Raw genomic sequence first — 2,507 nt, forward strand, 5'->3', positions numbered from 1 at the left:
AATTGTCGGCAAGAAAGGTTATTACAGCTTCCAAGAGTCCGGGCTGATGGCGTAACAGAACAATCTTTGCGCCTTGGCGACTTTGCGTTGAATTCGACACCTCACCCCGGCTCTCTCCTCGTTCGAGGAGGAGAGGGAGAATTATTTTGTGGGACGTGAACCCAGGGTGTCGCGTTGCTCCAACCCGGGGCTAATTCCGTTGCGCCTTCAGCGCAAGTCCGTCAGCGTGAATCAGCGGCAATCAGCGGTTGAAATTCTTTGCGGCCTTTGTGTTCCTTCGCGGCTGAGAAGAAAAAGGCGAACAGTTTCTCCGTTCGCCCCTATGGTTCCGTCCAGCAAGCGTCGTTGCCCACGCGGAAGTCGAGACAGCCAGGCGCGAGGCGTCAGGATTTCGATTCCGAATGGCTTGTGCAAAACGGTCAGGTCGGGATCACGCGCGATGAGTGTTCGCGCGCCCGCGACCAGCGCCGCTTCGATGAATTTGTCGTCCTTTGGATCGCGGCAAACCGGCTCGTCGAACTTGACTGGCGTCACCCAAAGAGCGGAACTCCGCGTCGTGTCCAACCACGACTCAACATCGGTGTCGAAACCTTCCTCGACCTTGACTTCGTGAAGCAGTCGCTCGTATTCGGCGAAGATGTCATCAGAAACGACAGGGCAAAGGAGGCCGTTCAACCAAGCTTTGAGGCGTCGGTGGGGTTCGCTGCGCCAGAATACGCCGGCTACGAACACGCCGGTATCAATGACGGTGAGATTCACCTCCGAACTCTGCGGAGCGCGCGTTCAACGATGGCGGCGGCCTGCTTTGCGGTGTGGCGGCCTGCGGGGGGTTGGGACAAGAGCTTCTTCACCAGAGCGGGCGGCGGCGGCTTGACGGGTTCGATCACCAGCGCGTCGCCAACTTCAAACACGTTGACGATCCCCCCTCTTTCAAGACCCTGGCGCTTGCACCAGTCCTGCGGAAAAACGGATTGCCGTTTTTCGGTCAACGTCATCGTCATCGCCTTCATGGACGTGACCTTATTCGGCCGGACAAAGCCCGTCAACGCCGTGGACGCGGTGTTTTCGGGGTGAAAACAAAGGGCTGTGGGTTTCGCGGTTAATTCGACTCCTCAACCCGGCCCTCTCCACGTTCGAGGAGGAGAGGGGGAATTATTTGGTGGGACGTGGACCCAGGGTAGTCGCGTTGCTCCAACTCGGGCTATTCTCTTTTGCTCCGTTGGAGCATCGGCGCGAATCAGCGTCAATCACGGGTTGAAATTCTTTGCGGCCTTTGCGTTCCGTCGCGGCTGAATCGTTTTCGTGTGGTTCGTTTGTTTCGCGGTTCAACTTGCGCCTTCGAAATTTCCGCCACGCCTGCTATGGGTACGCCATAAAGAGGAAGAAAGCGCAGGTCGAAAAAGAGTCTGTCGGCACAAGGGTAGGCGCGAAGTATCGCGCCCGCTGCAACCACTTGACGGACGCCGAGCGCGAAAAGCTCAATGACGAGTTCATGAAGCTCGACAATTGCGCGAATTTCATTGGGCTGATTTCGCCGAGGCCTTTGAATCGTGTGATCTCGGGCCTGCGACAGCCGTCATAACTCCGGCTCACTCCGCGCCCCGTGCCAGTAGCGCAGGATGTCCACGCAGTTTTCTTCGAGCCTTGGCCGGTAGTAGATGATGTAAGGGCGGGAAACCAGTTTGCGGACACCAGGACGCTTTGGATACCGCGAGCCAATGAGAGGGAAATTCTCCAAAATCGCAACTCGGTCAATCAGCGCATTGCCCACGCGCACGGCAGCGTCCGGGTTGTCCTTGGCAATGAAACGAACGGCGGATTCCAGGTCCGCGATGGCTAGCGGCGAGAAAATTATCCTGCAGCCCATGAGCGGACGCGATTGCGAACCTCGTCCATCGAAACGCCTTTGCTGGCGTCAATGTCGCGCATCGCTTCGTCCAGCGACCGCAACAAGCATCCTTCCTCTTGGGCGGTCATCTCGGGCTCGGTTTGAGAATTGAGCCATATCTGCAAGGCCTTCCGCTCTTTGTAAGGAAGTTGGGCGACCGCCTCTTGGATTTCAGCCAACGTGCTCATGCGATGAAAAACTAACGTGCCGCCCCTCGTTTGGCAAAAGACAAAATCACTCCTCCAGCGGCCCGACAAGCTTTTCCATGATGTAATCCTTCCGATCGGGCGTGTTCTTGCCCATGCAGAAGTTCAACCGTGGCATGTGCTCGGGCTTCGGCGCGTATTCGACTTTGCTCAGGCGTATTTCCTTGCCGATGAAATGCGCGAATTCTTTCGGGCTGATTTCGCCCAAGCCTTTGAATCGCGTTTGATACCAATGCTGTCACGTCCCAAGGACGAACCTCGCCTTTTCGTTGCGAAGCATTTCGTAAGGGCTTACTCATTTAACGCCGACTCCAATGCAAGCATTGGGAATCTTGATCTTCTTGGTTGATGAGCTGCAGCCACCTCTTGCGTTACCACCGTGTGCCCATGAGCCAGTGCGTGAGCGACGAGAT

Annotated in this window: 5 protein-coding genes; all 5 read right to left on the minus strand. The window is 56.6% G+C overall.

All coding sequences use genetic code 11. The annotated features are described in order from the left end of the window. Positions 1 to 231: 231 nt before the first annotated feature. Positions 232 to 759, minus strand: coding sequence for a putative toxin-antitoxin system toxin component, PIN family (locus tag FJ398_27210; protein MBM3841567.1), 528 nt, complete (start codon positions 757 to 759; stop codon positions 232 to 234). Beyond that, complete coding sequence (locus tag FJ398_27215; GenBank protein ID MBM3841568.1) at positions 756 to 1,010, minus strand: AbrB/MazE/SpoVT family DNA-binding domain-containing protein; 255 nt, start codon at positions 1,008 to 1,010, stop codon at positions 756 to 758. Before FJ398_27215 ends, FJ398_27210 begins: the two co-directional genes overlap by 4 nt. Before the next feature lie 566 nt (positions 1,011 to 1,576). After that, a complete protein-coding gene (locus FJ398_27220) occupies positions 1,577 to 1,867 on the minus strand; it encodes a type II toxin-antitoxin system RelE/ParE family toxin (GenBank protein MBM3841569.1) in 291 nt (96 codons plus the stop codon). Further along, positions 1,852 to 2,076: a hypothetical protein gene (locus tag FJ398_27225; protein MBM3841570.1), complete on the minus strand. Its 225-nt coding sequence runs from the start codon at positions 2,074 to 2,076 to the stop codon at positions 1,852 to 1,854. The genes FJ398_27220 and FJ398_27225 overlap by 16 nt, the downstream gene beginning before the upstream one ends. Before the next feature lie 46 nt (positions 2,077 to 2,122). Next, complete coding sequence (locus FJ398_27230; protein MBM3841571.1) at positions 2,123 to 2,302, minus strand: hypothetical protein; 180 nt, start codon at positions 2,300 to 2,302, stop codon at positions 2,123 to 2,125. Between the last annotated feature and the right edge of the window lie 205 nt (positions 2,303 to 2,507).

The organism is Verrucomicrobiota bacterium, assembly GCA_016871535.1.
Taxonomy (GTDB): Bacteria; Verrucomicrobiota; Verrucomicrobiia; order Limisphaerales; family SIBE01; genus VHCZ01.

Excerpts from the sequence above, each read along its gene's own strand:
- FJ398_27215 (MBM3841568.1), bottom strand. The coding sequence starts at position 1,010 with ATGAAGGCGATGACGATGACGTTGACCGAAAAACGGCAATCCGTTTTT.
- FJ398_27220 (MBM3841569.1), bottom strand. The coding sequence starts at position 1,867 with ATGGGCTGCAGGATAATTTTCTCGCCGCTAGCCATCGCGGACCTGGAA.
- FJ398_27225 (MBM3841570.1), bottom strand. The coding sequence starts at position 2,076 with ATGAGCACGTTGGCTGAAATCCAAGAGGCGGTCGCCCAACTTCCTTAC.